Genomic DNA, 26,532 nt, shown 5'->3' with positions numbered 1-26,532 from the left:
GATAAAGGAGAATAGCAATTGAAAAACAATGAAATAATTAAGGTCAAAAGCAGACTGTTTTTTAGAATATGGCTGTTCCTCGCTACAGGAGGCGCTTTTATTGTAGGAGTATGGCTGGTGTCTGAAGCTCTTACATTTGAATCTAAGTATGCCCTGCTTTATTTGGGCGGCGGATTAATGGCGATCGTTTATGGATTGATCACATTTTTTATGGCTTTTCCGGCGTTCACAAGCCGGGGAAATGTCATTTTCAGCGTAAAAACAGGGCCTGATGGCGAGATTTTCTCTAGAAAGCGCAGCGTGATGTTTTCTGAGGTAAAACGGATTTATATGGGACGGCATCATTACAGCTTGAAAGGGATCTTTTTTGAAGATATTATCATCGAGAAAACAGACGGAAAAGTCGTTCGCATCCCTACTTGGAACATTATCGCGAATCCATTGTTTTTTGAAGCGGTGGAACGCTATATCCTCCCTCATCTGAATGAAGAGGCGAAAAGCAACTGGATCAGCCAATTTACGGAGATTCAGCGCAGCGCGTATTTAAAGGAATTTGAAAATCATCCAAAGCTTTAACAGCTCTCCTCCTTTATAATGAAAGAGAAAAGCAACTTGAGGAGTGCTCATGAATGCTGGTTACCATTCTTTTATTTCTCGCGGCGGGGCTTGCTGAAATTGGCGGCGGATATCTGGTTTGGCTATGGCTGAGAGAGGCAAAGCCAGCCGGCTACGGGATCGCCGGAGCATTGATCTTGATTGTCTACGGCATTCTTCCGACATTCCAGTCCTTCCCTTCCTTCGGCCGTGTATACGCCGCTTATGGCGGGGTATTCATCGTGCTTGCGGTCCTGTGGGGATGGCTTGTTGACCGGAAAACACCTGATCTGTATGATTGGATCGGCGCATGCATTTGTCTCATCGGTGTCTGCGTCATCTTATTTGCGCCGCGCGGATAAACAAAATGGCCTGCTTATGAAGCGGGCCATTTTTGTTTAATCCTCTTTTAAGCTTGTCAGCTGCACTTCATGCTCATCTTGCGGTTCGTCAAGCGGATAAATTCTTGCTGTTCCGTTTTCTTCATTCACGTGCTGAATGTAAATAGGAACACCGTTGTACGTTACTTTTTTCATATCGGGAGATTCTACAATTTCTTTCGCCCTTTGTATATTCATCGTAACACCCTCCTTCAATACATAATGTTTCCATTTCCTGAAGGAAGTATGCTTTATGATTCAGCGGACAAATTGAATTTTTTCAGGCGTTTGTAGAAAGTGCTTCGCGGGATCCCGCTGATTTTGGCGGCTTGAGAGACGTTTCCTTTTGCGGATTCAAGCGCTTTGATCATCATATCCTTTTGGATTTGCTCACGAAGTTTGAGCACGCCGGCAGCAGCGGGCTGTTTTTCTGCAGTGCTGACCGGCAGTCCAGCGGCTTCCAGTAAAGCGGAAAGCGGCTCATCTCCAAGCCGGCCGTCCGGAAATCTGATGGAAAGACGTTCAAACACATTAAATAGCTCACGGATATTTCCCGGCCACTTCCAATGCTTCAGCACCTCACAAAAATCAGAAGGAAGTTCGCCTGGCCAATGATTCTTCTGTTTGAAGTACTCGAAGAGATCCGGAATATCCTCGGGGCGATCGCGCAATGGAGGAAGTTCAATTGGATAGACATGAAGGCGGTAAAACAAGTCCTCTCTGATTTTTCCGCTTTCGGCAAGCTCGCGTAAATCACAATGTGTGGCGGCAATGACTCTGATATCAACCGGAATTTCTTTTGCCCCGCCGATTGGCGTAATCTTACGTTCCTGAAGCACGCGTAAAAGCGCAACCTGCATCGAGTGGGAGATTTCTCCGATCTCATCTAAAAATAAGGTGCCTTGATTCGCTTTTTGAAAGGCGCCTTTATAGCCATTTCGCTTCGCTCCCGTAAAAGCGCCTTCCGCATAGCCGAACAGTTCGCTTTCAATCAAATCAGACGGAATCGCTCCGCAATTGACAGCAACAAACGGACCGTGCCGTCTCTCACTGTTCTCATGAAGCGCGCGAGCCGCGACCTCCTTCCCCGTACCCGTTTCACCCGACAAACAGACCGTTGCATCCGTCGCAGCTGCTCGTTCAAGGTGCATCAGCATCGCTTGCGATCGGCCGCTTTGCCCGATCACTCCATTGAATCGAAACGCCTTCTTTTTCTTTTGTTCCGAAAGATAAAAACAAGTGCCGCCACCTCCTATGGTGACAGCTTTTTCGATTGAATAGCCCCGCTCCTTCAACTCGTACAGATGCCGGCCCTGCCAATCCGGCATTGAGGTTCGAATCGGCATGCTCGCACTGACGATGTGCTGCTTGTTATTACAGAGCACCATCGGCACACTGGATGCAGCTCTCTCCCCAAAACGGCTGATCAGCTCCAGCTCTTTCTCACGGCTTTTAGCTGCGAGTTCCCGTTCAGCGGCATAGGCAATCGCCGTGGCAATACCAAGCATATGAGGATGCGCGCCTGCCGCCGGACATGATATGTCAATTACACCCGCAAGGCTGCCATCCTCATGGTGAATCGGAGCGGCTGAACAGTTCCAAAGATGGGAAGCGATGGAGTAATGCTCTGACCCTTGTATTGCAACCGGCTCGCTGATGTGGAGCGCCGTGCCAATCGCATTTGTTCCGACAGCCGTTTCTGTCCAGCATGCCCCTTCGACGAAATTGATGCGTTTGGCTTCATAGAGCGCGCGGGGATGGCCGTCCAATGCCAGTACAACACCATCTGAATCAATTAACAGCGCCATCATTTCCATTTCTTTTATGGCAGGCAGCAGTTTTTCGAGGTAAGGCTTTGCGGTCGTCAGGAAGAATGAATGCTTTTTTGACTGCTGATCCAGCTCCGTTTGCTGTAAAACCCTCGGGCCTTTTTCTAAATAAGGATTGACCTCAGCTTTTTTGCAGCGATGCCATGACTCGGCGATCCGTTTTCTTATTCTGGCTTCGTCAAGCACACCGTCTTTCACAAAACGTTTCCAGGTTTGCAAATCGTTTGGGACCGAATTCATTTCCTTGATCGCTCCTCCCTTACACGCCGTTTTCATTTATTGTAGGGGAAAAATAAAGCGCTTTCAACAATAAAAAAAGCAGACGCCTTATATCCATGCGCCTGCTTTTCCTCTTATTATGCATGTACTGCAAGCCCGATCGTGCTTAGCAGCGCCTCGTGCAATGTTTCCGATAAAGTCGGATGGGCGGCGATAAAATGCTCTGCCATATCAGCCGTCATCTCACCATTCATGATCGCTGCCGCCTGGCCGATAAGCTCGGTTACATCCGGACCAATCATCGAAACACCTACGATTTCGCCGAATTCCGGTTCAGCTATGATTTTGACCTTTCCTTCCGCTTGCTGTTTAATGAGCGCCTTTCCGTTTGCGGAGAAAGGAAATTCGCCAATCTTCACATCCTCGTATACGCTTCTTGCCTGTCGTTCTGTCATTCCGATACACGCGATTTCCGGGGACGTGTAGATGCAGCGCGGCACATGTTTCTCATTGATTTTGACATCCCTTCCAGAAGCATGAGAAGCAGCAATGATGCCCTCATGGAATGCGGCATGTGCCAGCTGAATGCCTCCTATTGCATCTCCGCACGCGTAAATATGAGGCACGTTCGTCTGCATGTGCCCATTCACCGGAATGCCTTTTGGAGAAAAATCAACTCCCGCCTGCTCCAGCTGTAATCCGTCAAGACGGGGTTTTCTGCCGATCGCCACCAGTATATAATCGGCCTTTGTTTTAAACTCACGCTGGCCGCTTTTCCATATTGCCGTTTTCGCTGTTTGATCCACCCGCTCTAACCTGGATGAAATATGCACTTCAACACCGTCTTCCTCAAGCTTTTCTTGAAAGAGACGGGCGATATCTTCATCTTCTGCAGGGACCAGCTGTCCCGCTGTTTCAATGATGGTCACCTTCGATCCCAATCTGGCAAACAGCCCTGCATACTCACACCCGATGACACCGCCGCCGACAATGACAAGTGAAGACGGAATCTCGGAAAGAGAAAGCGCGTCTTTGCTGTCGATGATCCATTCGCCGTCAAAAGGAGCGAACGGCAGCTCGATCGGCTCTGATCCTGAGGCAATCAATATTTGGTCCGCCTCTCTGATTTCTTTTCCGTTTTGTCCTTCGATCAAAAGCTTTCTTTCAGAAAGAAACGAGGCTGTTCCCTTTACAACCTGTATTTGATTTTTCTTCATTAGGTACTGAACGCCTTGAACAAGCTGTCTGACAACCTGCTGTTTTCGGTTTTGCATTTTACTCCAATCGACTGATATCGCACCTGCGGGGAGTTCGATTCCAAAGCTGCCGGCATGCTTGATTTTATCAAGAACGTTTGCGCTTTCTAGCAAAGACTTCGTGGGGATGCAGCCTTCATTCAGGCAGGTCCCCCCAAGCTTGCCTTTGTCAATGAGCAGCACGTTTCTGTCCTGCTGTGCCGCGGAGACCGCAGCCGCATAGCCTGCAGGTCCGCCGCCGATAATGGCTAGTGTCATGTCGTTTTCACCTGCTTTTCCTATAAAATTAATGCCGCGGGTTCTTCCAAATATGTTTTTATCGCCTTCAGGAATGCAGCTGCTGGAGCGCCGTCACACGCTCTGTGATCAAATGTCAGGCTGAGCGGCAGGATCGTGCTTCTGACGATCTCCTCCCCTTGGTACACCGGTGTGTCATAGCTTGCTCCGATACCGAGAATGCCTGCTTCCGGCGGATTTAATATCGGTGTGAAATGCTCAACTCCAAAAGCGCCAAGGTTTGTAATGGAGAAGGTTGAGCCTTGCAGCTCGTCGCTTCCCGCACGTCCCTCGCGTGCTTTTTTGGCATTTTCTGAGATGGATTGAGCCAGTTCAATCAGCGATTGCTTTTCAGCATGGCGGATGACAGGCACCACTAAGCCATTTTCCAAGGCTACAGCCATACCAAGGTGCACATGAGGATGTGTGATGATGCGCTCATTTTGATAAAAGCTGTTCAGCACAGGGTGAGCTTGCAGTGCGAGAACGGCGGCTCTTGAGACAAAATGAGTGATTGTCAGTTTTGTGCCGTACCGTTCTTCCGCAGCTGGTGAAAGCTGTTTTTGAAGAGTGGCAAGCTTAGTGATATCAGCCTTCATCGTAATCGTCAGCTGCGCGCTGTTTGCCAAGCTTTCCTGCATTCGGGCAGCGATGACTTTTCTCATGCCTGTCACCGGGGTTTCCTGCGCTTTCTGATCAGAAACAGGTTTTGCCTGAGCTTTTTTCTGTTCAGCCAGCGCCTTTGTCACGTCATCCTTCACGATTCTTCCGCCTGGTCCGGTGCCTTTCAGCTGTTTCAGGTCTAACCCCGCTTTTTCCGCTATTTTTCTCGCAACTGGAGATATTTTCAATCGATCTTTTTTGGAGGCTTCGGGTTTGTTTTCTTGTTTGACGGGCTGGACGGCTTGCGGCACGCTGTCTTCAGCAGCAGGCCTGCTTGCCTCTTCCCGCACCGACTCATTGGCGTCCCCGATGTAGCAGATTGCAGTGCCGGGCGGAACCTCTTCTCCCTCTTTCACTTTGATGTCGATCAGCGTTCCTTTTTCAGGCGCCTCGATCTCCATTTCAATTTTCTCCGATTGAATGCTGGCAATGCTTTCTCCCTTTTCAACCGGGTCGCCTACTTTTTTATTCCATATCGATACTTCCCCTTGTTTCATCGCCATTCCTAATTTTGGCATCACTACTTTTACCGCCATTTGTGTCCCCCCTTTAGTTCATTGCCGGCTCGCCAAGCAATTCAAGCGTGACGCTGACAATTTTATCTGGTGTCGGCAAATATTGATCTTCAAGCACCGGTGAAAAAGGCACTGGTGTATGCGGTGCTGTAATCCGTTTAATCGGCGCATCAAGCAAATCAAAGCCTTTGTCTGCGACAATCGCTGCAATATCTGTAGCAATGCTGCATCGCGGATTGGCTTCATCAATGATGATCAGCCGGTTTGTTTTTTCTAACGATGTGAAAATCGCATCCTCATCAAGAGGAGACAGACTGCGGGGATCAAGCACCTCAGCTTCGATGCCTCTCTCTGAAAGCTGTGCAGCTGCTTCAAGCGCGGTATTGACCTGCTTGCCGACTGCAAATAGCGTGACATCATTGCCTTCACGTTTGATGTCGGCCTTTCCGAGCGGAATTGTATAATAATCTTCCGGCACCTCGCCCTTCATGTTGTAGGACGTCTTGTCTTCAAAGAAGAACACCGGATCATTGTCTTCTATTGCTGCAAGCAGCAGACCTTTGGCATCATACGGGCTGGATGGAACAACCGTCTTCAGTCCCGGGATGCTCGTGAAAAGGCCATACAGCGCTTGTGAATGCTGGGCAGCGGCCCGAAATCCCGCTCCGTATGTGGTGCGGACGGTAATCGGCACTTGCGCTTTACCGCCGAACATATAGCGGAATTTCGCCCCTTGGTTGATCACCTGGTCAAAGCATGTGCCGATAAAGTCATTAAACATTAATTCTGCAATCGGTCTCAGCCCCGTGGATGCCGCAGCCATAGCTGCACCCATGTAGCCCGCTTCAGAAATCGGTGTGTCCAGCACTCTTGTGCGCCCGAATTCCTGTACGAGCCCCTTTGTGACTCCTAATACACCGCCCCATGCTTCATCATCCTGCAAATGATCAACAGCCGCTCCGCCGGCAACATCCTCACCGATCAAAAGCACATTTTCATCTCTTCTCATCGCAAGCTTCATTGCTTCATTGATCGCGTCTGACATGCTTATGACTCTCGCCATCTCTTACATTCCTCCTTTTTCATATGACACGTACACATCTGTCAGCAGCTCCGAATCTTTTGGATATGGGCTGTCTTCGCTGAACGAGACGGCTTTTTCAATCGATTCGCTGACACGCTGTTCAATGTCTGACAGCTTATTAGCATCTGTTTCTTTTAAAAGGTAGTTTTTAAAGCCTTGAATGGCATCTTTTTCTTCAAGGTGCTCAACTCTTTCATCCTTCGTTTTATAGGTCTGGGCATCCCCTTCGAAATGGCCGTAGTTTCTGTAGGTCATACATTCAATCAAAGACGGGCCTCCGCCGTTTCTTGCTCTTTCTATCGCTTCCTCGGCTGCCTGGTAAACTGCTAAAATATCTTTCCCGTCAACTGTAACCCCCGGCATGTTATAAGCAGCCGCCCGATCGGCGATTGAATCACAGGCTGATGCGTACTCAAATGGGGTAGCTTCTCCATAGCCGTTGTTTTCAGCAACAAACACGACAGGAAGGTTCCATACAGCCGCTAGATTCAGCCCTTCGTGGAAGGTGCCTTGGTTATTTGCCCCGTCTCCAAAAAAGCAAACGCTTACATTTTTAGTCTGTTTATATTTAGCCGTGAGCGCTGATCCGCACGCGAGCGTAAATCCGCCTCCGACGATTCCATTTGCCCCTAACATGCCTTTATCGAGATCCGCAATGTGCATAGAACCGCCCTTGCCTTTGCACAATCCGGTCGCTTTCCCGAAAATTTCCGCCATCATGCCATCCAGATCACAGCCTTTGGCGATACAATGTCCATGTCCCCTGTGTGTGCTTGTAATGCTGTCGCCATCATGTAAATGAGCGCACACCCCAACAGCCACGGCTTCCTCACCGGCATATAAATGAACGAATCCAGGAAGCACTCCCTGGGCGAACAGGTCATGCACTTTGTCTTCAAAGCCCCTGATCTCCAGCATCTTTTGGTACATCCACAGCGCTTTTTCCTCAGTTAATGACAAGCCTTCTCGTTTTAACAATTCCATTTTGTGCGCCTCCTTCTATTTAGGGTTCACGATTATAAAAGCAAGAAGTGTGCCAGTATTTGAAGCCCGTCAAATCAGCCTTTTCATTTTTACACTGGAGACAGTTTGAGACGGGTGTCTCGTTTTGTCTCAAACTGATCTATTTGTCTCGTTTTACAGCATACAAAAAAAGACCGGGCATCACCCGGCCTTTGACAATGATCGACGTATTTATTTCCTTGGAAATGATGTTAACTTCCTAGTTCCTCTGCATCGTTTGATTGATTAGCCGCTTTTGAAAGAAAATCAATCAGTTCATGCTTTTCTTCAACAGCCCGGTTCAATGCTTGAAGCATATAGCCAATGCCTTTGTATGATGTCAGCGGCCAGCTGATATGCTGATGCTCTCCGATGACGGCGTTGAGAATGTTTCGATATTTTTTCCCGCCAAGCATGACTAGCTCTTCAATATCAGAAAAGCCCTTTTCGTAAAATTGGCGGCCCAGCTCCTCCGCTGTCATGATTTCCGGATGACCGGTGCCAAAAGTGACATCGTAATTTTTCGATACGATATCATCAGGGCGAAGAAAGCCGTGCTTCGCCGACAAAATCACCCACTCATCGAAAAATGCTTTCGCATACCGCTCGCACGCCTGATGAAACGGGCTGAGATAAGCGTCCGCCGCTCTTACCGGCCCGGCATCAGACTGGACATCCCAGATTTTTTTCTTGCCACAGGGGATGATGCATAGCCGTTTCATGTTTTCTCTCCCCCTTTATGAGATATCTCCACTAAATGTACCATTATTTTCTTATTCCTGCATGACTAAACAATACATGCGAGAAAAGACAGGCTGAGTAAAAGCTGCGTACAAAAAAGACCCGGAAATCGGAATTGTTTATTTTACCGAACATCCAGGTTTATTTTAGTCAAGAATGGTGTGAAAATCCCTTTATTTTGTTAGCCTTTTTTGAATCAAGCACTGCTGTTACTCTATCCCATCAAGATACTTTCTCTCAAATTCGTCGAGCAATGCACGCACTTCATCTGTTGACTTTGTGTTCATGCATTGATTTCTTAATTCACTTGCTCCTCGGAACCCGCGAAGGTAAATCTTGAAAAAGCGAGGAAGAGGTTTGTACGGACGTGCTTCTAATGCTGAATACTTATCATGGAGATCCAGATGCAGCCTTAAGAGGTCAAGCAATTCCTTGCTGCTATGCTCTTTCGGCTCCTTTTCAAAAGCGAAAGGATTCGTAAAAATACCGCGCCCTATCATAATTCCATCGACGCCGTATTGTTCAGCAAGTTTCAAGCCAGTTTGACGGTCAGGAATATCTCCGTTTATTGTTAACAGTGTATCTGGTGCCACCTCGTCACGAAGTTTCTTAATCTCCGGGATGAGCTCCCAATGCGCATCCACTTTGCTCATTTCTGCTCTTGTACGCAGATGAATAGAAAGATTGGCAATATCCTGCTTCAAAATGTGTGTCAGCCATTCGCGCCATTCATCCACATCCGTGAAACCAAGTCTTGTCTTTACGCTTACAGGCAATCCCCCTGCTTTTGCTGCTTGTATTAACTCTGCTGCAACTTCCGGCCGGCGGATAAGGCCGCTTCCCTTACCGTTCTGTGTCACATTAGGCACAGGACAGCCCATATTGATATCTAGGCCTTTAAATCCTAACTCTGCCATGCCAATACTCATTTTACGAAAGTTTTCAGGCTTATCTCCCCATATATGGGCTACCATTGGCTGTTCATCCTCTGTAAAAGTCAAACGGCCGCGTACGCTATCCTTCCCATCCGGGTGGCAATAGCTCTCTGAGTTTGTGAACTCTGTAAAAAACACATCCGGTCTGCCTGCTTCACTTACTACATGCCGGAAAACAACATCTGTCACATCTTCCATTGGTGCCAATACAAAAAATGGCCGTGGTAATTCACGCCAGAAATTATCTGTCATCATACATTCAAATCCTTTCATGATGGGATACAGTCAAACCTTTATCCCAAAATTAAAAACTGACCATGCTTCTTTTTACACTTATAGCATGCGAAAGCATTTCTTATCAAACTATAGGAAATGTTGAACATTTCACTTTTACACGATCAAAAGTGAAACAGCAAACTGAAATAGAATAGATAAGATAGAACACCTTAATTGGGTTAACGTAATGGAGTATCGCTTTAATTATCCCCATATAGTTCTTCAACCCCTGAACCTTATAATCGGTTCGAAAGAGAAAAAAGTGTGATGATTATCTACACCTATTTTTTATATCTATATTGTGGTTTATTAATATTACCGCTGACCTTCATCTTTCTTAGTGGCCTTACTTTTGAACTTTTTGGATAAAAAGTATTCCAACCTAAATAGAATATCATATGAGTTCTCCCTATTACAAAAGCAAAATAATTGTCCTGTTATCGAGATAAGATATTTAACGCTACACCATATCCGTATCTCAATATCATTTGTGGAAAAACTAATTTCAAGAGATAACCTGATTAAGTAAATTGAGTTGGGGTGGCATATCTGAGTACTCGAGAGAATGAAAAAGCCTTAACTTACCGCTTGAGGGTGAGGACGGTAATCCTGATCCAGAACCAATAAAATAGACTGCTGACTAAGTGTCGCAGTCTTCACTCATAAGATTAATAAGAAAGTGTTCATTTCTTTCATCATTAATAAGGCATCAGAAGTTATTGCTTTAATTTCGAATATCCTTTGTTATACCTATGATTATTTGTATAATAGTGAAAACTCCCAAGAAAACAGTAATAATATTAAACCATGGATTATCATAGAATGAAAGATATGTTTGAAAGAAATCCAGTTCAACTATGTTTGCTGGGAATCCATTCATTTCTCTATAATTAGGGCCCCATCCCGTTAATTCTACAAAATTAAAATACAGCTGTGAAACTAAAAATGCCAACAACGTTTGAAACCAACTTCTTTTAAATAACGGTCGTTTTTTGCACACTTTATCCATTTAATTCCTTACCTTTCCTTACATTTCCATAAATAATATTTTACACATAATAACTGCAAGTCAATATATGATTTTACAAATTATGAAAATACATCTTTTGTTTTACATTATTCTACTCATGTAATTCAATCATACTTAAGCTAATTTTTTCGGGATAATCACTGCTAATTAGAAAAATATATATTTAATGTTTTACTTATATTTTATTTTTTAGAAGGGGGACAAATTATATACAATCTTATTATTTAATAAAATGCATAAAGGAAATAGAGTATAAAAAATGAAGAATTTCGATGGTTTTCATATTTGTAATTGTATCCAGTCAGCCTATAAGCTCTCACGCTGAAGAATCAAATTATGATGAAGATAATACACAAGACTTTTATGGGCGTTGATATGAACGTAATTAATTTAAGTTGATCTACTTTCTTATCAAAAAAAGATAAAGAAGATAGAGATCGCTAAGTAAGTCACTAGTGAATTGAGAAAGACAGTCAGAACTAGGGCTGCACATGAAAAAGACCCGGAAATCGGAATTGTTCATACTACCGAAATCCAGATCTGATTAGGACTTAATGAGACGATTTTAATACAAGCCTCGCCACTGCTTCAACATGAGCAGTCTGCGGAAACATATCGACAGGCTGAATATAGTCCACGCGATAGTCCTTTGACAGCGTCTGCAAATCCTTCGCAAGCGTGGATGGATTGCAGGAAACGTAGACGAAGCGTTTCGGTTTGACTTTTTTGATCGTGTCCAAGAACGTGCTGTCACAGCCGGTTCTTGGCGGGTCTACGATGACGACGTCCGGGCGGAAGCCTTCTTTCGTCCATTTCGGGAGCCAGTGCTCGGCTGTTCCTGTTACGTATGTGGCATTTGCCATGCCGTGTTTTTTGGCATTTTTCTTGGCATCGTCAATTGATTCCTTGATGACGTCCATGCCGCGGACTTCCTTCGCTCCGTCCGCCACCCACATGCCGATAGTGCCGACGCCGCAATACGCATCTACGACTTTTTCTTTTCCGGTCAGCTGCGCCGCTTTTTTCACTTCGTCATACAGCTTGACGGTCTGTTCGGGATTGAGCTGGAAGAAAGCGCGGGCGCTCAATTCAAAGGCTACATCGCCGAGCACCTCTTGAATCACTGTTTTTCCTGCGAGCGGTTTCGTTTTCTCACCGAAAATCACTGAGGTTTTCTCCCCGTTTACATTCTGAATAATGGATTTGACCTCTGGCAATCGCTTTTGAATCGCTTTGACGATTTCTTCCTTGTGCGGAAGCGTTTCTTTTGCGGTTACAAGCACGACCTGTACCTCGCCTGTTTCAAAGCCGACTCTCGTCACGATCGTGCGAACATCGCCTTTTCGTTTTCTTTCATTATAAACAGACACATTGAAGTCCTCTAAAATGCGGCGGACGATGCCTGTTGTTTTGTTGGTTGCCGGATGCTGAACGATACAATCTTTAATCGGAACGATGTCATGAGAATCAAGGCCGTATAAGCCGGCGATGATGCTGCCGCTTTGCGAGCGCCCGATCTGGAATTGGCTTTTGTTGCGGTAATTCCACGGATTGTCCATGCCAATCGTTTCTTTGATTTCCATGTTCTCTACTTTAAACTTCGTATGGCGTTCAAGAGACTGAATGACGATGTCGCGTTTTTCTCGAAGCTGCTGGCTGTATGCAAGGTGCTGGAGCTGACAGCCGCCGCATTGTTCGTACACGGGGCAAGGCGGTGCCACCCGGTGCTCAGACGCTTTGCGGATTTTCTTAATGCGGCCCTCCGAAAACTTAGGCTGGACCTTTGTGGCCTGCACCACAACCTCTTCACCAGGAAGCGCGCCGGGCACGAAGACGACTTTTTTCTTAAAATAGCCGACACCTTCTCCGTTAATGCCGAGACGCTTAATCGTCAGCGGAAAGGTTTGTCCGACCTTCAGTTCGACGGGCGCCTGTTTCTTTTGTTGGTTCACGTTTTTCTCTCCGTTTCTATATGAAGCTTTCTGCGGATGGCAGAAAGTGAAATGTTTTTTCACATCTAACTAGTATAACACGTTTGCAGGTTTTCCTTCATTGTCAGATGAATTATTCAATACTTCTCCACAAATATAAAGACGCATAGCTTAAATAAGGCTCCCACTCCTTGCTCATCGCCAGCATGACATCCTTTGCCGGCTTATCGTCCAGCTGAAAATGGCGTTTGATGGCATTCTGGAGGCCGATATCGGCAAGCGGGAATAAATTGGGACGGCCAAGTCCGAACATGAGGACGTTTTGCACGGTCCACGGGCCGATGCCCCTGATTTTAATCAGTTTTTTCATAATGTCTTCATCCGCCATATGCGTCAGTTCTGACAAGCTGAGTGTGCCTTCTGCGATCATCCTTGATGTATCAATGGTGTATTCCGCTTTTCTCATGCTGAATTGCAGATCACGCAGATCCTGATAATCGAGTTTTGCAATTGTTTCCGGCTTTGGATAGCACCACACGCCATCCTTCTGCTCGCCAAATGCATGAACAAACCGTTCTGTTAGCGTGTAAGCAAAGGACAGATTGAGCTGCTGGTGGATGATGCATTTCATCATGCAGTTGTACACACTGTAGTCCAGAACAAGCGGTGTCCCGGCATGCACTTCAAAAATGGCGGACAGACTCGTTTTTGAGAAATGATCCAGAACGTGCTGCAAGTGATGTTCCCATTGAAAAATCCGCTTGATTTCCTTCATCATCTCATCCTGATCCGTTTCCCCGCTAACGAGAAACTCAGGCTCGTCAGCATGGCCTAACGCCTGTACTTTTACAATACAAACGTCTCCCGCATGATTTCTGATCGGCACGCGGACTTCTCTCGCCTCTCGATCGACAGCATTGAGGGGGTCTAAAGACAGCCTGTCCAATACGCGGTCAAAATGATACGGCGGCGTGACAGATACTTTTTCCTTCCACATGTGATCCACCCTTTTTCCGTTTTTTTTCAGTATAACATGCCACTGGAAACAGGCAGAGAGTACCGTATACTTTTCTCATAAAGACCGCATGATATAATGGCAGGTGGAGGGTTGTTTATGATCAACATTACCGCAATCACAACAGAGCATCAGCTGCTGAAAAATATACCGATTGAACGAGTGGAACAGCCTGATATTGCATGGTACTGGGTTGATTTTTACGGCCCGGAGGATACGGAAACGGCGTTATTGAGAGATTTTTTTCATTTTCATCCGCTTGCCATTGAGGATTGCTTCCAGCACATGCAGCGGCCGAAGCTTGACCATTATGACGGCTATCGTTTTTACGTGATTCATGCGCTGAATAAGGAAACACTTGAGACGGAGGAAGTCGATATTTTTCAGGGCGAACAATTTATCGTCACCTTTCATTTACACGAAACGCCCGGTATCGCCAAAGTCCGGGAGCGTTTGTATGCTTCACCGGACATATTTAAAAAAGGGCCTGGGCATATTTCTTATATGATCATGGATCAGCTTGTCGATGAATATTTTCCCCTCGTGTATAAAATTGAGGACCGGCTGAATGAAATTGAAGAAAGCCGCCCCCACAAAACGTATGGAACGCTGATGAACGAGGTGTTTGAACTCAGAACAGATCTATTGCATTTAAGACGGACAATTATCCCGATGCGTGATTTGCTCTATCGGATTTTAAGTCTTGACCATGTGAAAGAGCAGCGGGAAACGAAAGCCTACTTCAGTGACATATACGATCATTTGTTAAAGTTGTCTGAAATTGTGGAATCCAACCGGGACATGACGTCCGATTTGCGTGACAGCTACGTGACGCTAAACTCAAACCGGATGAATGCGATTATGATGACACTGACGATCGTGTCGACCATTTTCATCCCGCTCACCTTTATTGCCGGTGTATACGGTATGAACTTCGACTTCATGCCGGAGCTGCATTGGAAATACGGATATTTTGCTGTACTTGGCCTGATGGCCGCGCTTGTGATCGGGATGCTGATTTGGTTTGTACATAAAGGATGGTTCAATATTTTTAAATGAGGGCAGCGGGAAGCTGTTCTTTTTTGTTGTAAGCCGATTGCTATGCATATTCTGTTTATATTGTTTATAATGGAAAAAATATTCAGGGAGTGATCAGATTGAAAATTGCTGTCATCGGACTCGGCAATATGGGACAGCCCATTGCCCGAAATGTTCTTCAAGCAGGCTACGAATTGACTGTATATAACCGGACGAAACAAAAGACGGAAGAACTTGTCACAGAAGGCGCACAGGCAGCTGATACGCCGCGGCTGGCGGCAAAGTCCGCTGATATTGTCATGACAATGCTTGCAGATGATGATTCTGTCAGCGCCGTGACATTTGGAGAAGACGGGCTGCTTGAAGGATTAGCAGAGGATGGCATTCACATCTCGATGAGCACGATCAGTGTTGAATTCTCAGAGAAGCTCGCAGCGGCTCATGCAGAGAAAGGACAATCTTTTCTCGCCGCTCCCGTCCTTGGCAGACCGGATGCCGCAGCCAAAGCCGCGCTTCGCATCATAACAGCAGGACCGGCGGAAGCGAAGCAAACCGCCAAGCCTCTGCTCGACAGCCTCAGCCAGCAGGTATTTGACGTCGGCGAAGAAAGCAAGATAGCAAATGCAGCAAAAATCAGCATCAATTTCTTACTCGTGTCTATGCTGGAGGCGTTATCTGAATCTTTCTTAATGATGGAGAAGTACGGCTTAGAACAAAAACAATTTTTAGAAATTGCCAGCGCGCTTTTCGGCTCCCCTGTCTACCAAAATTACGGAACCATCATGGCCGAGCAGAAATTTGAGCCGGCCGGTTTCAAAATGTCATTAGGGCTGAAGGATACCAACCTGGCACTCGCCGCCGCAAAACAGGTTTCTGCAAATCTTCCTCTTGCCGAGCTGGCCAAGAGCCATTTTGAAAGCGGGATTGAACAAGGCTTCGGAGATCTGGATTGGGCCGCACTGATTAAATGTATAAAATAAAGAAAAGCCTCTCCGTTTCAGGAGAGGCTTTTCTCATTACAAGGACGGCATCTTCATTTCTTTCTCAAACATCAGATCATCAATGCTTTTAAAAGTGTAGCCTTGTTTTTTCAGGTCTGTGATCGCATCATCAAGTGCTTCAGCATTGTCCCTTGATACAGTGTGAAGCAGGTAAATAGCTCCTGGGTGCGCCTGCTTGATCATATGATCGTAAGCATATTTCTTCCCCTTCTGGTTATTGATTTTCCAATCAACAAAAGCGACTGACCAGAAAACGGTTTGATAGCCGAGGCGTTTCGTTTCTTTCAGTACGTACTCACTAAACACGCCGCGCGGCGGGCGCAAGTACAGGTTGTCCTGCTTTCCCGTAATTTTATAAACCTCTTCGTTGACTGAATCAAGCTCATCCTGAATCTGATCAGCTGTTTTTGTCGTTAAATCCGGATGGTGAAAGGAATGGTTGCCGATAATATGGCCCTCATCTGACATTCGTTTAATCAGCTGAGGCTGGTCCTTTACGAAATGCCCGGTGACAAAAAACGTTCCTGTTACGCGATGTTTTTTTAAGACATCAAGCACTTTTGGCGTATAGCCATTTTCATACCCGTTATCAAACGTTAAGTAAATCGTTTTTTCCTTTGTATTCCCTAAATAAAACGCATCATATTTTTCAATTAAGCGGTTCAGCTGCTTCCCGGCATCTGGCGGCTGATGATTGACACTTCGTTTAAACCCCCAATTAATCGGCTCATTCGGCACCGCTTCCGCCTGTGCTGCACCTCCGGCAAGCAATACGGCGGCGCAGCATATTGAACACATCCACTTCATGGCCAGCGCTCCTTCTGCATTTTTTCTTATTTTACAGATAGGGGCTTTGTTTTATACTGTTGCTTTATGCCAATAGAAAAAACCGCGCCGGCGCGCGGTTTTATTCCCAATCTTTTTTAAAACGTTCGTATTTGGCTTCCAGGTCATCAAGCATGCTGATGAGCCTGTCTATATCTTCAACGTCGGTTGCTTCAGGGTCTAATGAATCGATGACGTTCATAAACATGTCAAGTCTGTTCTTTAAATAATCAATCTGCTGGTCTTTATTGTTTACGGCGTTCCCCATGCTGTTCCTCCATTCATTTTTTATTATGGTAGCTCATTTTTTGCGGTTTTTCAATCGCCGCGCTACTTGCGATCTTGGCAAATCAGGTCTAAAATTAACTGTTGGCAGCGTTAGTATGCCCATTTATAAAGGAGTTAGATAGTCATGACACAAAACACGAAGCTGCGTCCGATTACGCCTGAGTTTGATCCTTGGGAAGCCTATATGGATGTTGACCAATACGGAGACATGCAGCTGACAAACGTTGAATTCACAACGACGACACTTTGCAATATGAGATGCGAGCATTGTGCTGTAGGCTATACATTGCAGCCTAAAGACCCGAATGCTCTGCCAATAGATCTTCTGTTAAAACGGCTGGAGGAAATCCCTCGCCTGCGCTCCATCAGCATTACAGGCGGAGAGCCTATGCTTTCGTTGAAATCAGTAAAGGAATATGTCGTTCCTTTATTGAAATACGCCCATGAACGGGGTGTACGGACACAAATTAATTCAAACCTGACCCTCGACATTGAGCGGTACGAATGGATCATTCCGTATCTCGATGTGCTACATATTTCTCATAACTGGGGTACAGTTGAAGATTTTGCTGAAATCGGCTTTGCCATGATGGACAGAAAACCGACCTTCGAACAGCGCGCGCGCTATTTTGAAAAAATGATCGAAAACAGCCGCACGCTCGTGGATGCCGGAGTAATGGTATCTGCGGAAACGATGCTGAACAAACGAACTCTTCCGCATATTGAGCATATTCACCGCCAAATCACAGAAGATATGAAATGTCAGCGTCATGAGGTCCACCCAATGTATCCAAGCGATTTCGCAAGCGCTCTTGAATCCCTCAGCCTGAAAGAGATGAGACAGGCCATTCACCGCTTGCTGGATATTCGTGATGAAAATACGTGGATGCTGTTCGGAACGCTGCCGTTTTATGCCTGTAGTCCGGACGAAGACGACCAAAAGCTGCTTCGCCGGCTTCGCTCGGCAAAAAACGTTACCGTGCGAAATGACCCTGACGGCCGTTCTCGCCTGAATGTAAACATTTTTGACGGAAACATTATCGTGACCGATTTCGGCGATACTCCGCCGCTTGGCAATATTCAGACGGACAGCCTCCCTTCCGCCTATGAAAAATGGAGAGAGACCAAGCTTGCAAAAGAACTGAGTTGCCACTGCCCGAATGTCCGGTGCCTCGGACCGAATGTTCTTGTCAAAAACACTTATTATCAGGATACAGATTTCACAAAACGTCAAGCCAGGAGTTAGATGCGGATGGAAGAAACACTTACAGAGATTTTCCAGAATAAAATCGTCGATATTCTCCTCGTTGCCGTTATCCTTTGGATTGGTGTTTTTATCATCAACCGGCTGGTACAGCTGTTTTTTAAACGGACGGACTTTATTGAAGAAAAAAAGGAAAAAACGATTGAAAGCCTTGTCCGTTCTGTCACCCAATATACGGCGACGATTGGATTTATCTTTTACGTTATTTCTTTATTTGTGCATGATTTCGGCAAGATATTAGCCGGAGCAGGCGTTGCAGGTATCGTGATCGGTTTTGGCGCCCAATCTCTGATCAAAGATGTGCTGGCCGGTGTCTTCTTAATATATGAACGCCAGCTGCACAAAGGCGATTATGTCACCGTCAACAACTTGTTTAACGGGACAGTGGAGGAGATTGGCCTTCGCTCGCTGCAAATCCGGGAATGGAGCGGCAAACTGCTCACCATCAGCAACGGCGAGGTCAGGCAGATAGAGAACTATAATATCCATTTTATGCGGATTATCGAATCGTTTCTCATCAGCTTTAAAGAAGATCCAGACCGCGTGTACAGCGTGTTGGAAGAGGCATGTGACATGCTGAATGAAGAGCTTCGTGATTCATTGAAGCGGGATGAATTCGGCAATCCGGCAGAACCGTTTCAAGTCCACGGCATCACCGCTTTGAATAAAATCAATCGCGGCATCGAATTTACGGTGAAAGGCATGGTGAAGGATGATGATTATTTCAGCGCCAGCCTTGCAGCAAGACGAATACTCGTTCGCCAGCTCTACCAAAACAATGTGCAAATGCTTGAGGAAGCGGTCCGAATTGAGAGAACCCAATAAACAAAAAAACTGATTCCGAGTCGGAATCAGTTTTTTATTTATCTGATCAGTGAGGAAAGCTGAAAGCCAAACGTGACATGATCTTGAACCGGAATCCATGCGCCGATTCCCTGTGACGTGACATTTTTCACGACGAGTTTTCGTTTATTTCCTTTCAGCACTAAGTACACTTCTCCGTAAGTCACTTTTCCTTTTTCATTCACAGCCGGTGCATATGCATGTAGATAACCGATTTTTTTAGGAGCGACTTTATAAATCTGATCCCGTTTTGTGCCAGCCCCGATGACCGTCTCAAATGCTAGCGGAAGGTTCGTTTTCTTCATCGCTTTTTGCATCATCATGCTTTTGACATCTTCAGCATTCGGAACTTTAGCTGTCAGGCCGCCCTTCACTTTGTACTGCTGTTCCTGGGCATAATGCATTTCAGCCGTTTCCTTCCCGCCGCGGTTATCTGCACGGTTTGTATTGATTTTTTTATATTCCCAGTTTGCGACTGTTTCATTTGATTCATAGCCGAGCGCCCATTTCCCGAGAAATATTGTCGCACGGTACCCAACCGCAAGCGGTGTGCCGGATATGTTGGATTCATTCAGCATTTTGATGAGATGCGGGTTTTCAATCTCCACCTCAGAATGATCGAGCAATTCCTTTGCCAGCTTGCTCGGCTGAAGCATTGGCTGATCCTGTGAAGCGTTCGGATACGTGTTTTCCTTTGAAATGCTTGCGACAGAATTAGGAACCTTAAACTGCTTTTTCGCGTGGATGGGCTGAACGCCGAAAAAACTAAAGAATAACAACACGATAAGTGTGGAATGAAATAGCTTTTTCATCATATCACTCTTTCTATGGCATTTTCCCTTAGTCTTTCCATCCCGCTTTGTTGTTATCCAACATTTTTTCAGGTTAAAGAAGGAAAAAGCCGATCGCCATAATGACATATGCGGCAAGCAGTGTCGCCCCTTCAAACCAGTTGGAATCCCCGTCGTTCGAAATAGCGATCATCAAGAGAACCGCTGATACCATCGCGACGAGCTCCGGCAATGTAAAGACAAGCGGCATGCTTGTCGGGAAAAAGATAGAACAGATGACGAGCACCGGTGCGACAAACATAGCGATCTGCAGCGTAGAGCCGACTGCAATTTCAACCGCAACGTCCATTTTATTTTTGAAGGCCATAATAATCGCTGACGCGTGCTCCGCCGCATTTCCTACAATCGCCACAATGATGACCCCGATAAACAGCTCGCTCCAGCCGAACTGCTCAGCCACCGAGTGGAATGTGTGGACAAGGTTTTCGGATATGTATGCCACGACAATCGTTGCCGCAAACAACACAATCGTCGCAACCTTCCCTGACCATTCCGGCTGTTCCTCCTCTTCATGCTGGGCGGCATTGTTTGGCTGATAAACTCCGCGGTGCGTGACGAGTTTAAAATACAGCGCCGCGACATATAACAGAATCATGATAATGCTGATGCCGATGCTTAAATTGAGCTTGCTCGCGTCTCCCATTCCAATAGAAAATACTTCGGGAATCACGAAGGCGACAATGACGGCAAAAATCAAAAGCCCCGAATTATGGCGCGCATCATGAATATTAAACTCTTGGCGCTTATACTTTAAACCGCCGACAAAAAACGATAGGCCCGCGACCAGCAGCAGGTTTCCCAGCACTGAACCGGTTAAAGAGGCAAGCACGATTCCTGTCAGGCCTTCCTTTAATGCAAAAAGGGAAATAATCAGTTCAACCGCATTCCCGAAGGTTGCATTCAACAAACCGCCTATCCGCGGTCCTGCAATAATGGACAGTGATTCTGTCGCCCTTCCCATATAGCTTGCAAGCGCGATAATTGTCACGCAGTAAACGGCAAAAAGAACCGCGGAAGGCCAATGCATCAAACTGCCAATCACAGAAAGCGGAACACCGGCCGCCACTAAAATAAAAAAGATACGATTCATGGTGAAATGGCTCCTTTTTTATGACTTGTTTTATTTTTATTCTTCACAAAAACCTTCATGATTACACGAGGGCAAATGTTTAGCGTGATATAGGCTTTTTTCAGGTTGCCTGCTTTTGGAAAACGTTGTACGATCAACATAGATCCCACATAAGGAGAACGACACAATGTCACGATTTCATTTCTTTATCCTTGTCTTGCTCGTTTCCATTTCCGGGTTTTCACAAGGCATGCTGCTGCCTGTCATTTCAATCATTTTTGAAACAAATGGAGAATCCGCTGCTGTCAACGGCCTGCATGCGACCGGACTGTATATCGGCGTGCTTTTGGCTTCGCCGTTTATGGAAGCGCAGCTCAGAAAACTCGGATTCAAGCCGCTGATCGTCATGGGCGGGAGCATTGTCATTTTAAGCTTATTCGGATTTATTTGGCTTCAGTCAGTTTGGGTCTGGTTCCTGCTTCGCCTGTTTATTGGAATCGGCGACCATATGCTTCACTTTTCTACGCAAACGTGGGTAACCTCCATGTCATCAAAACAAAATCGCGGAAAAAACCTGTCTATTTACGGGCTTTCCTTTGGCCTTGGATTTGCCGCGGGTCCGTTCATGGTGCCGCTTGTCAAGCTGAGCCCGTCGCTTCCTTTTATCGTGTCCGGCTGCATCAGTCTGTTTGCGTGGCTTTTTGTTTTCTTTCTACAAAATGCATACCCGCAAACCAGTCCTCATGAAACCAAAACTGACAATAGTTTCAGGCGGTTTTATCAGGCCATGCTGTTTGGATGGGTTGCCTTTATGCCTACAATTGGCTACGGGTTTCTGGAGACGGCGCTGAACGGAAGCTTTCCCGTTTACGCGCTCCGTTTGGGGATATCAGTAGACGCAGTAGCGATCATCCTTCCCGCATTTGCAATTGGAAGCATTATCTTTCAGTTTCCGCTCGGCATCCTCAGCGATAAATACGGCAGGCGGAATGTGCTGCTGGTGATTTTACTGACTGGGGCTCTTTGCTTTTTCATCGCCGGTGTATTCCCTTTGCCTTACGTGATCGGCGGCTGCTTTTTTATTGCAGGAATGGCAGTCGGATCAACCTTTACACTTGGCATCAGCTATATGACAGATCTTCTCCCGCCTCATCTCCTGCCGGCGGGAAACCTGCTTTGCGGCATTACATTCAGTCTTGGCAGCATTCTCGGCCCAATTGCCGGCGGCTGGTATATGCAGACATTTGAAAGCGCAAACTTGTTCTACTTCATTACTCTTACGCTTAGCGCTGTATGGCTGGCCCTTGTGCTGGGCAAACCGAAAAGCTGGTCACCGGCTGAAACCTATTCTTCATCTTCCTAATCAAAAAGCCTCCCGACATGATGTCAGGAGGCTTTGATGCTAATGGTAGCCGTTTTGTCCGTTGGCGCTTCCGCTTGTTTTATGGCTCGATTTGCTTTTCGAGTTTTGTTTGTTATGGCTTCCGCCTTTTTTCGTATGCTTGGTCATCACGATATCCCCCCGACTTCTTTTTGAACCGAAGTTCGTTTATAGGATGCACTAATGGTAGGGGTTTTCATCAGGAAGCTTTTTACGTTTATGTAAAAGAGCGTTGATTTCTCCGCCTAGGATAATTAAAATACCGCTCAAGTAAAACCAAATCATCAGAACGATGATTCCCCCGATGCTCCCGTAAGTGGCGCTATAGTTCGCAAACGTGCTGACGTAAAACGAAAACAATGTGCTGACAATGATCCAGCCGAGGGTCGCAAAGACCGCACCCGGCATGACAAACCGGAGAGACAGCTTTTTGTTCGGTGCAATCACATACAGCGCGGAAAAAACAATCAGAAGCACAAGAGGGCTTACACCCCAGCGAATGGCGGCCCAGACGGATAAAAACAGATCCGACGCCCCGACAAAGTCAGAAGCGAGCCTTCCAATCTCCCGGCCAAATACCGGCAGAAGCAAAGCCACTAAAATCGTAAATACCATGGCAATCGTCAAAAAAATCGAGGTTAGACGAACAATGATAAAAGAGCGGTTTTCTTCCACATCATACGCGTGGTTTAACGACCGGACGATCGCGTTCATTCCATTAGACGCAGACCATAATGCGGCGATAATCCCGAAGGACAGCAAACCGCCATTTCGATTATTTAAGGTTTGATGGGTAATGGATTCAACGAGAGACATCGCACTGGCGGGAGCATATTGTTCTATGACTCCTAAAACATCATCGGTAGAAAGCGGAAGATACGCGGTGAGGGTCAGCATAAAAATCAAAAACGGAAACAGTGACAATAGAAAAAAATACGCCAGCTCCGCTGATTTGCTTTGTCCTTCGTGAAGGGTGTACCTGCTGAAAAGCTCTTTTAAAAAACTCATGTCGCCTCACCTCGCATGTTTAATCATTTTTTTGAAAAATGCTCTTTCGTTTCTTGCACAAGTTCGATCACTTGCGGTGTTGTTTTCTTCAGCTCTTTCACCTGCTGATTCACAAAGTCGACTTCCTTTGAAAGCGTTTGGGCAAGCTTTTTGGCCTCATCCACTTTTGTGATGACAGTGTTTTTTAACAGCTCCGGATTGCTTTTATACAGTGAAAGTTTATGCTTGCATGTCAGCCATCTCATGCCGCACGCCTGTCTTGTCGGCTTATGGAGCAGTGATAACGCCGCGCCTGCCGCAGCTCCGAGAAATATCCCTTTCAGCATTAAACGTTCGTTATTTATGCAAATTCTCCTTTCACTCACATTGTTTTTCTTTTTGAATCGACGCAAGCAGATGCTCACAGCCCGATTTGATTAATTGGCAAACCTCTTCAAAATTCCCCGTGTAGTAAGGATCGGGAACATCGGCCAGATCAGAATCTTCAACATAGTCCAAAAGCCTTTTGATATGCGGGGTGTTTTTAAATCCCGCCATGCTTCTGAGACTTCCGATATTTTCTGCATCCATTGCAATGATGTAATCAAAATCGGCCAGATCCTGTTCGCTGACTTGACGCGCCAGCATGCCATCAAAGCTGATTCCTTCTCTTCGCAATATCTCCTGCGTTCCCTCATGCGGGGGGTTGCCGATGTGCCAGCCGCCAATACCGGCTGAGTCCGTCTTGATTTTCCCCGCTAATCCTTTTTTGGCTGCCAAGTCCCGAAAAATCGCTTCCGCCATCGGAGACCGGCAAATGTTTCCTAAACAAACAAATAACACGCTTATCATGTTGTGCAACCTCCCTATTCTTTGCCCCTATTTCTCTAAAAAGAAACCTTCATGAATATCTTAGTAGGATGTTCATTTCCTTTTCAACTGATGTCTTCACTTTTTTGGAATAAACAGCCTGCTTTTAGAATAGGGTTTTTTTCTGAAGGAATTCTGTTAGAATAAAACATACCTATATTGCGTAAAGAAAGGATGGAATCATTTGTCCAGCCCAAATACAGAGACATTAACTCAAATGATTGAAGAGATTTCCCAAAAGCTGAACATGCTGAACGTCGGCGTGATCAAAGCGGAGGATTTCAGTGATGAGAAGATCGAAGACCTCACGTACCTTCACCGCATGGTGATGAAAAAAGAATCATTCAGCCCAAGTGAAATGCAGGCAATTGCTCAGGAACTAGCCTCGCTTCGCAAATAATGGAGACTGGCCGGAAACTCGGCGAGTCTTTTTTATCATTGCCTCAAAACCAATTTTCCTTAACAGGCGCCATTTATATCTGCTTAATTTTTGCATTCGAAGAAACAGGCTGCCAAACATGATACTCATGACAGTGTTCGAATAAGTTGTGAAGGAGTACAAGCATGAAAACGTCACATATCAAAACAGCATCCGGAATGTATATCAACTACTTCTTTCTGGGGATGGTCAATATCATTCTCGCATCCAATATGCCCTCTTTAACAAAACAATGGAATACCGATCCGACCGGCATCAGTTATGTCATTGCCGCTATCGGGTTTGGCAAACTGCTGACATACGGCATTTCCGGGGTTTTATCTGATAGAATCGGCAGAAAGCCGCTTGTTGTCGCTTCTGCGGGAATTATGGCCGTCTTTTTAGTCGGTATTCCTTTATCACCGAGCTATGAGCTGGCGTTTGTGTTCGCCTTATTAGCGGGAGTTGCAAATTCAGCGATGGACGCAGGAACATATCCCGCCCTGACCGAACTCTTCCCGGCTGCTTCCGGTTCGGCGAATGTCTTGGTCAAAGCCTTTATGTCTGTCGGGGCAGCCCTTTTGCCGCTTTTGATCACATTTTTAGCAGACCACAGCATGTTTTACGGATTTGCTTTTTATCTGCCGGCAGCGGTCTATCTCCTGAATATTATTTATTTATCAACGCTTTCGTTTCCTAAAAAACATAAGAAACCAACTGATAGCGGCCAACAGGAATATTCCGTTTTCTTGTCTGAACCTGTTTTTCAGAAAGAAGGCACCGCACTGATTATCATCGGTTTTACATCCACGGCTTTATTTACGGTTTCTCAAATCTGGCTCCCGAGCTACGCGCAAAAGGCAGCCGGGTTAGCTGAATCAGCATCCGTACAATTGCTGAGCTATTATAGTATAGGGTCTCTGGCATCTGTTTTATTATTAGCCGTTTTGCTGAACAGATGGGTCAAACCTGTCTTCATAACGCTCTTATATCCTATTATTACTTTATGTACGCTCGCAGTTATGCTGACGGTTCATACCCCAGTCGTGCTGGACATCACTGCCTTTTTCTTAGGCTTTTCTACTGCAGGTGTGTTTCAAATGACCATTACGTTAATGACAGAGCTGTTCTGGAAGCGAAAAGGAACCGTTACCGGAATTGTAGCGACCGCTTCAAGCCTTGCATCGATTCTGCTTCCGATTGCAACAGGCCTTATCGCAAAAGCGGGAGGCATCGCCCATATTTTCATGTTCGACTTCGGCATTGCGGTCATCGGAACGGCTGCAGCTGCTTTCTTGTATTACAGGTACAAGAAACTGACAGGTGCTCAAGCCTAAGCAACAAAAAAACGGACGCCCGTGAGCGTCCGTTTTTTCTTATTTCTCAAGCAATGCCAAAGATTCGCGGTTAAATGCCGGAATGTCGTCCGGTGTTCGGCTTGTAACCAGTTGATCCTGGCAAACAACCACTTCCTTGTCCACAACGTCGGCACCGGCGTTTTCCATGTCAACACGAATGGACGTATAGCCTGTTGCTTTTCGGCCGTCGAGCGCTTTCGCATTGATTAAAAGCTGCGGGCCGTGGCAAATGGCGAATACCGGTTTTTTGTCAGTCATAAAGGCTTTTGTAAATTGGACGAAACGATCGTCAGCGCGAAGCTGGTCTGGCGAAAATCCTCCAGGAATCAAAAGCGCATCAAAGTCTGAAGGGTTTACGTCGTCAATGGAAGCGTCAACTGTCACTTCCGCTTTCCCCTGCTTGCCTTTTACTGTTTTTCCTTTTTCAGTTTCGATGACAGTCAGTTCATGTCCCGCTTCTTTAAAAGCTTTCGCAGGCTCAGTGTACTCGCTGTCCTCAAAGTAATCTGTCAAAACAACTGCAATTTTTTTCCCCATGGTTCATAACCTCCCGCTTTAGATGTCTACATAAAACACTCTACCCCAGCCACACT

At 46.0% G+C, this 26,532-nt stretch carries 28 protein-coding genes; 9 read left to right on the top strand and 19 right to left on the bottom strand.

Features of this window, described 5'->3' with window-relative positions:
- The first annotated feature begins 18 nt into the window (after window positions 1–18).
- Together NZD81_RS20100 and NZD81_RS20095 are read left to right on the top strand one after the other, a co-directional pair.
- A complete protein-coding gene (locus NZD81_RS20100) occupies window positions 19–576 on the top strand; it encodes a YfjD family protein (RefSeq protein WP_014663229.1) in 558 nt (185 codons plus the stop codon).
- A gap of 53 nt (window positions 577–629) precedes the next feature.
- A complete protein-coding gene (locus NZD81_RS20095) occupies window positions 630–956 on the top strand; it encodes a YnfA family protein (protein WP_014663228.1) in 327 nt (108 codons plus the stop codon).
- Between the two features lie 36 nt (window positions 957–992).
- Here the strand turns inward: NZD81_RS20095 and NZD81_RS20090 are convergent, their stop codons facing one another.
- From NZD81_RS20090 to NZD81_RS20040, 11 genes are all read right to left on the bottom strand, one after another.
- The gene (locus tag NZD81_RS20090) at window positions 993–1,172 is read right to left on the bottom strand and encodes a small acid-soluble spore protein H (protein WP_014663227.1); all 180 of its coding nucleotides are present in this window, start codon (window positions 1,170–1,172) and stop codon (window positions 993–995) included.
- A gap of 53 nt (window positions 1,173–1,225) precedes the next feature.
- On the bottom strand, window positions 1,226–3,043 hold the full coding sequence (acoR, locus tag NZD81_RS20085; protein WP_041521269.1) for an acetoin dehydrogenase operon transcriptional activator AcoR: 1,818 nt from the start codon (window positions 3,041–3,043) through the stop codon (window positions 1,226–1,228).
- A gap of 116 nt (window positions 3,044–3,159) precedes the next feature.
- Window positions 3,160–4,536, bottom strand: a complete 1,377-nt coding sequence (gene acoL, locus NZD81_RS20080) for an acetoin dehydrogenase complex dihydrolipoyl dehydrogenase (protein WP_289861104.1) — start codon at window positions 4,534–4,536, stop codon at window positions 3,160–3,162.
- 20 nt (window positions 4,537–4,556) lie between these two features.
- A complete protein-coding gene (acoC, locus tag NZD81_RS20075; protein ID WP_069149189.1) occupies window positions 4,557–5,753 on the bottom strand; it encodes an acetoin dehydrogenase complex dihydrolipoyllysine-residue acetyltransferase in 1,197 nt (398 codons plus the stop codon).
- Between the two features lie 13 nt (window positions 5,754–5,766).
- A complete protein-coding gene (acoB, locus tag NZD81_RS20070) occupies window positions 5,767–6,795 on the bottom strand; it encodes an acetoin:2,6-dichlorophenolindophenol oxidoreductase subunit beta (RefSeq protein ID WP_014663223.1) in 1,029 nt (342 codons plus the stop codon).
- A gap of 3 nt (window positions 6,796–6,798) precedes the next feature.
- Window positions 6,799–7,800: an acetoin:2,6-dichlorophenolindophenol oxidoreductase subunit alpha gene (gene acoA, locus NZD81_RS20065; RefSeq protein ID WP_015252546.1), complete on the bottom strand. Its 1,002-nt coding sequence runs from the start codon at window positions 7,798–7,800 to the stop codon at window positions 6,799–6,801.
- Between the two features lie 230 nt (window positions 7,801–8,030).
- Window positions 8,031–8,540: a DUF6884 domain-containing protein gene (locus NZD81_RS20060; RefSeq protein ID WP_095432311.1), complete on the bottom strand. Its 510-nt coding sequence runs from the start codon at window positions 8,538–8,540 to the stop codon at window positions 8,031–8,033.
- Between the two features lie 228 nt (window positions 8,541–8,768).
- Window positions 8,769–9,746: a tRNA dihydrouridine synthase gene (locus NZD81_RS20055; protein WP_095432336.1), complete on the bottom strand. Its 978-nt coding sequence runs from the start codon at window positions 9,744–9,746 to the stop codon at window positions 8,769–8,771.
- A 748-nt stretch (window positions 9,747–10,494) separates the two neighbouring features.
- Entirely contained in the window at window positions 10,495–10,779 is a 285-nt protein-coding gene (locus tag NZD81_RS20050) for a YfzA family protein (protein ID WP_040083727.1), read from the bottom strand.
- Window positions 10,780–11,351: 572 nt separating this feature from the next.
- Window positions 11,352–12,752, bottom strand: coding sequence for a 23S rRNA (uracil(1939)-C(5))-methyltransferase RlmD (gene rlmD / locus NZD81_RS20045; RefSeq protein ID WP_040083728.1), 1,401 nt, complete (start codon window positions 12,750–12,752; stop codon window positions 11,352–11,354).
- Between the two features lie 112 nt (window positions 12,753–12,864).
- Complete coding sequence (locus NZD81_RS20040; protein ID WP_289861101.1) at window positions 12,865–13,728, bottom strand: DNA-3-methyladenine glycosylase family protein; 864 nt, start codon at window positions 13,726–13,728, stop codon at window positions 12,865–12,867.
- A gap of 117 nt (window positions 13,729–13,845) precedes the next feature.
- On the opposite strand from NZD81_RS20040, the gene corA reads away from it, so the two are divergent.
- Together corA and NZD81_RS20030 are read left to right on the top strand one after the other, a co-directional pair.
- On the top strand, window positions 13,846–14,805 hold the full coding sequence (gene corA, locus NZD81_RS20035; RefSeq protein ID WP_172641149.1) for a magnesium/cobalt transporter CorA: 960 nt from the start codon (window positions 13,846–13,848) through the stop codon (window positions 14,803–14,805).
- Window positions 14,806–14,903: 98 nt separating this feature from the next.
- Entirely contained in the window at window positions 14,904–15,764 is an 861-nt protein-coding gene (locus tag NZD81_RS20030; RefSeq protein WP_172641150.1) for an NAD(P)-dependent oxidoreductase, read from the top strand.
- Window positions 15,765–15,800: 36 nt separating this feature from the next.
- Here the strand turns inward: NZD81_RS20030 and pdaA are convergent, their stop codons facing one another.
- Window positions 15,801–16,592 carry a delta-lactam-biosynthetic de-N-acetylase gene (pdaA, locus tag NZD81_RS20025; RefSeq protein ID WP_069149179.1) on the bottom strand — a complete coding sequence of 264 codons (792 nt, stop codon included), beginning with the start codon at window positions 16,590–16,592 and terminating at the stop codon, window positions 15,801–15,803.
- A gap of 100 nt (window positions 16,593–16,692) precedes the next feature.
- Window positions 16,693–16,878: an SE1561 family protein gene (locus tag NZD81_RS20020; RefSeq protein WP_003223132.1), complete on the bottom strand. Its 186-nt coding sequence runs from the start codon at window positions 16,876–16,878 to the stop codon at window positions 16,693–16,695.
- Window positions 16,879–17,022: 144 nt separating this feature from the next.
- Here NZD81_RS20020 and yfkAB point away from each other — a divergent pair, with 144 nt between their 5' ends.
- Both yfkAB and mscC read left to right on the top strand, forming a co-directional pair.
- Window positions 17,023–18,144, top strand: coding sequence for a radical SAM/CxCxxxxC motif protein YfkAB (yfkAB, locus tag NZD81_RS20015; RefSeq protein ID WP_040083733.1), 1,122 nt, complete (start codon window positions 17,023–17,025; stop codon window positions 18,142–18,144).
- Window positions 18,145–18,987 carry a mechanosensitive ion channel protein MscC gene (mscC, locus tag NZD81_RS20010; RefSeq protein WP_080478182.1) on the top strand — a complete coding sequence of 281 codons (843 nt, stop codon included), beginning with the start codon at window positions 18,145–18,147 and terminating at the stop codon, window positions 18,985–18,987. It abuts the gene before it with no gap.
- 38 nt (window positions 18,988–19,025) lie between these two features.
- On the opposite strand, the gene NZD81_RS20005 is transcribed toward mscC, so the two are convergent.
- Window positions 19,026–19,820, bottom strand: coding sequence for a YfkD famly protein (locus NZD81_RS20005; RefSeq protein WP_014663209.1), 795 nt, complete (start codon window positions 19,818–19,820; stop codon window positions 19,026–19,028).
- 70 nt (window positions 19,821–19,890) lie between these two features.
- Window positions 19,891–20,946 carry a calcium/proton exchanger gene (gene cax / locus NZD81_RS20000; protein ID WP_014663208.1) on the bottom strand — a complete coding sequence of 352 codons (1,056 nt, stop codon included), beginning with the start codon at window positions 20,944–20,946 and terminating at the stop codon, window positions 19,891–19,893.
- Window positions 20,947–21,112: 166 nt separating this feature from the next.
- Here cax and NZD81_RS19995 point away from each other — a divergent pair, with 166 nt between their 5' ends.
- On the top strand, window positions 21,113–22,288 hold the full coding sequence (locus NZD81_RS19995) for an MFS transporter (RefSeq protein WP_282374084.1): 1,176 nt from the start codon (window positions 21,113–21,115) through the stop codon (window positions 22,286–22,288).
- A 198-nt stretch (window positions 22,289–22,486) separates the two neighbouring features.
- On the opposite strand, the gene NZD81_RS19990 is transcribed toward NZD81_RS19995, so the two are convergent.
- From NZD81_RS19990 to yfkJ, 3 genes are read right to left on the bottom strand one after another with little or no spacing between them, the layout of a single operon-like run.
- Entirely contained in the window at window positions 22,487–23,314 is an 828-nt protein-coding gene (locus tag NZD81_RS19990; protein ID WP_014663205.1) for a YihY family inner membrane protein, read from the bottom strand.
- 23 nt (window positions 23,315–23,337) lie between these two features.
- Window positions 23,338–23,658, bottom strand: a complete 321-nt coding sequence (locus tag NZD81_RS19985; RefSeq protein WP_289861115.1) for a hypothetical protein — start codon at window positions 23,656–23,658, stop codon at window positions 23,338–23,340.
- A 13-nt stretch (window positions 23,659–23,671) separates the two neighbouring features.
- A complete protein-coding gene (gene yfkJ / locus NZD81_RS19980; RefSeq protein WP_289861100.1) occupies window positions 23,672–24,145 on the bottom strand; it encodes a protein-tyrosine-phosphatase in 474 nt (157 codons plus the stop codon).
- Between the two features lie 202 nt (window positions 24,146–24,347).
- Between yfkJ and NZD81_RS19975 the strand changes: the two genes are divergently transcribed.
- Both NZD81_RS19975 and NZD81_RS19970 read left to right on the top strand, forming a co-directional pair.
- Window positions 24,348–24,563 carry a DUF1128 domain-containing protein gene (locus NZD81_RS19975; RefSeq protein ID WP_003243712.1) on the top strand — a complete coding sequence of 72 codons (216 nt, stop codon included), beginning with the start codon at window positions 24,348–24,350 and terminating at the stop codon, window positions 24,561–24,563.
- A 164-nt stretch (window positions 24,564–24,727) separates the two neighbouring features.
- A complete protein-coding gene (locus NZD81_RS19970) occupies window positions 24,728–25,918 on the top strand; it encodes an MFS transporter (protein ID WP_040083738.1) in 1,191 nt (396 codons plus the stop codon).
- A gap of 39 nt (window positions 25,919–25,957) precedes the next feature.
- Here the strand turns inward: NZD81_RS19970 and yfkM are convergent, their stop codons facing one another.
- On the bottom strand, window positions 25,958–26,476 hold the full coding sequence (gene yfkM, locus NZD81_RS19965) for a general stress protein 18 (RefSeq protein WP_014663200.1): 519 nt from the start codon (window positions 26,474–26,476) through the stop codon (window positions 25,958–25,960).
- Between the last annotated feature and the right edge of the window lie 56 nt (window positions 26,477–26,532).

It is taken from the genome of Bacillus sp. B.PNR1 (assembly GCF_030386235.1).
In the GTDB taxonomy this organism is placed as follows: domain Bacteria; phylum Bacillota; class Bacilli; order Bacillales; family Bacillaceae; genus Bacillus; species Bacillus stercoris.
Note: the sequence above shows the minus strand (reverse complement) of the source record. Positions and strands in the feature narration are given on the sequence as shown.